The 3,013-nt window shown below is 48.4% G+C and carries 3 protein-coding genes; 1 reads left to right on the top strand and 2 read right to left on the bottom strand.

Annotated features, from left to right (window positions below; translation table 11 throughout):
- Together QVO99_RS05930 and QVO99_RS05925 are read right to left on the bottom strand one after the other, a co-directional pair.
- The coding region (locus QVO99_RS05930) for a fimbrillin family protein (RefSeq protein WP_288176994.1) at positions 1-737 on the bottom strand (737 nt) is incomplete at its 3' end.
- A 13-nt stretch (positions 738-750) separates the two neighbouring features.
- Positions 751-1,701: a fimbrillin family protein gene (locus QVO99_RS05925; protein ID WP_022316682.1), complete on the bottom strand. Its 951-nt coding sequence runs from the start codon at positions 1,699-1,701 to the stop codon at positions 751-753.
- Positions 1,702-2,103: 402 nt separating this feature from the next.
- Between QVO99_RS05925 and QVO99_RS05920 the strand changes: the two genes are divergently transcribed.
- Positions 2,104-2,862, top strand: a complete 759-nt coding sequence (locus tag QVO99_RS05920) for a hypothetical protein (protein WP_288176993.1) — start codon at positions 2,104-2,106, stop codon at positions 2,860-2,862.
- Positions 2,863-3,013: the final 151 nt, after the last annotated feature.

The raw sequence follows: 3,013 nt of genomic DNA, 5'->3' as shown, positions 1-3,013 counted from the left end.
ATGGCGCGCCACTCGTTGCCGGTGCGCGACGGTATCGTGGCTGTATTCTCCACATCGCCCGCCACGCTAACAGTGCCGTCGGCAAGGTTGATGCTTGACTTGCGTGCCACGTTTGGCACGAGCACTATCTTTTCCGTATTTGCCCATTCCTCGGCGGTGAAGCCCGAACCTTGTACCAGGGTGACACGGGCGTTCGACATGCGGTGTGACAACGGCAGGCGTATCACGCTGGTGGTAGGTGCCACGTCGGCTACCTTTCCCCAAAGGAAGTCGCTTGCCTCGTAACCGCCCATCTCGCCATCGGCAGAAGGTTTGCTCTGGTCTTTCTGCACTTCAAACTGATAGTCGTCGATGCTCTCGGGAGCGGCAAACGGATAATATCCATATACGTCTATTGGCGTATGCTTGTCTTTCCAATACAGATCGTAGGCACCGGTCCACTTGTTTGCAGACTCATCGAAGGTGTAGCGCACGTTGTCGCCACGGTTGCCGCTCGGTTTCAAGGTGCCGGGCTTGCCGCCCTCGTAGTCCACCACATACACGCCCATCATGTCGCCGTCGCAGAAGCCGCTGTCGTTCACTCTCATCACTGAGAGCTGCTCGATGTCTGCCGCCAGTCTGATATTGGAGCCATCGTTCTGTCCACCGTCCTCAAAGAGGCTGTCGCTGCAGCTGCTGAGCGTTGCCGCCACTATGGTGATGATATAGAAGATGATGTTCTTGCTTATCTTTTTCATATTTGTCTTTTTTCTATTCCGGTTCTGCTACTCCGCCATAGTCAACGCCGTCGTCCTGCCATTTCACGATGCTGGCATTTATGCCGCTGTTTGTCTTGCCCAATGTCACTGTCAGCTGGTAGCTGTGTCCCTGCTCAAAGGCTTTTAGCTTAGGGTCCTTCGGCAGGTGGTAATCCGTACCGTCCACCGTCACCGTTATCAAGTAGCCGTCGTCCAGGGTCTGCGGCACTACGAGCGCCTTGTATCCGTCGTTGTCTTTCATCGGTATGACATAGTCCTTGTCGCCGGTGGCTGTCACGATGCCGGAAGCTATATTGGCGGCAGCCTGCGTCTTCACATCGTTTATCCTTACGCTGACATTTGCTTTCGCCAACGAGGCTGCGGTAAATCCCTTGCCGGCAGCCAGAGTGATGACGACCTGCGCCATCATGTGCTTGGCTCCGATGTTCACGGCTTCTTCGCTCGGCGCCACATCAAGGGTCTTGCCGATGAGCAGTTCGCTTGCCTTGTAGTCTGCCCCTGCACTTTGGTCTGTCTTCACGCTCCACGGCAGAGCCTCAACACTCGCTATCGTGGCGGTGTATGGATAATACATATAGAAGTCGGCATGCGTAATGTCGTCTTTCCAGTATTCCTGCACCGCTGAGGTCCAAGTGCCATGAAAGGTATACATGCTGTTGTCTATATAGTTGCCTTGGGTCTTCAGTCCGACCGCAGAACCGTCGGCATTGCGGTTTACCACAAACACGCCTATCCTGTCGCCCGTCTCGAAGGCATTGTCTAAGGCACGCTTCTCCGGCATGCTGCTGATGCGTATCGGCAACTGCTCCACCGGTTCGGGTGGAGTTGGCGGCGTGACAGGAACGTCGTCGACTCCGTTCTCTGACGAGCAGGCACACAACATCCCGGCACAAGCCGACATGATGATATGTTTCAGTGTAGAAGTATCTATGTAATTCACCATTCTTAGTTCTTTTCTTCTATAAGGGCATCACGCATCAAAACAGAAACGGACCCTTCTTTTTCTTGCTTTTCGTTTTTTAAAGCGTAAAGGTAAACAATTTTTATGAATATTTCGGTTCTGCCCTCCACTTTTTATGATAATGAACTATTATGGACTTGACTGATATGTCAATATTTACTAATTTTGATGACAGAAAGTGTGAATGTTATAAAGCAAGTATAACAAAATAACTATCGGAATTATGAAAAAACTACCAATCCTATTATTGGCTGCATTACTGACGCTTTGTTCATGTAGCAAGAGTTATCAAGAGTTAGTCAACGAGAAAGTGGAACAATACAAGAAGGAGGGTAAAATCTCCTTAACAAATCCGATGACCCTACCGGCAAAGAACACTATATCGTGTTTGCCGATGCTAAACAACAGACTATCGGCGTGGACACGCTGGGAGAAGAGGCGCTGGTAATAAAGCTCGCTGACGTGAAAGAACAGGAAATCGGTCTCTCAGACGCTCAAGGCAGCGACACTTTTTCTATATATAGCACAAAGAGTGAACCGAAAGCGACAAGCATCCACGTCGTAGACAGCACTACTTTCAAGGACATCGGTTACAATAATGAACAGGAAATGACAGTGGAGTGCTATAAAGACAAATATATCCTGATGACAAGCAATAAGGATGATTATGTCAGAAACAAGATTTTCTTCTTCAAACAGCCTTCCGTGATTTTCAATTCCTTTGACAATAATATCGAAAAGGCTGACAATGGCGACCTGAACATCACTATAAAGTCTTCTGAGATGTTTGGAATGACAATGCTCGATCAGGAGTATGTACAAGCGATATTCCACGTAACCCTAAATAGCGACGGTTTCATAAAGAAGCAAGACGACAATGTGAATTTCGGTGGAATAATGATTCCGACAAGTGCCTACGGCAATGAGGAAGAAATGGAACCATATCTCAACAGGATAGAAAACGACAGGGAGTCAAACTATGACAGGGCATTGGAAAAAGAAAACGAATTCTTGGAGGAATGGCTTGTCAGCCACCCGGAGTACAGGAATTTGACTTTCTGTGAGCAGATTACAATATGTCACCAGGAGACCGGATTCAATTTCGACATCAACGGCAAAGCATGCAGAGATGCCGGACAATAATAGATGCCGGGCATACCGAAAGCAAAACGACCGCAAGTATTGGTTGACATTGCCGTTACAAAAGCCCGGCATCGTTCCATTTCGGAATACAGGTATTGACTATAGTCATATGGCAGTTCATAAAATGAGTGATGCCAATTGAAATACAATG

It is taken from the genome of Prevotella sp. CAG:592, assembly GCF_000436015.1.
Taxonomy (GTDB): domain Bacteria; phylum Bacteroidota; class Bacteroidia; order Bacteroidales; family Bacteroidaceae; genus Prevotella; species Prevotella pectinovora.
This window is presented reverse-complemented; position numbering and strand designations above follow the sequence as displayed.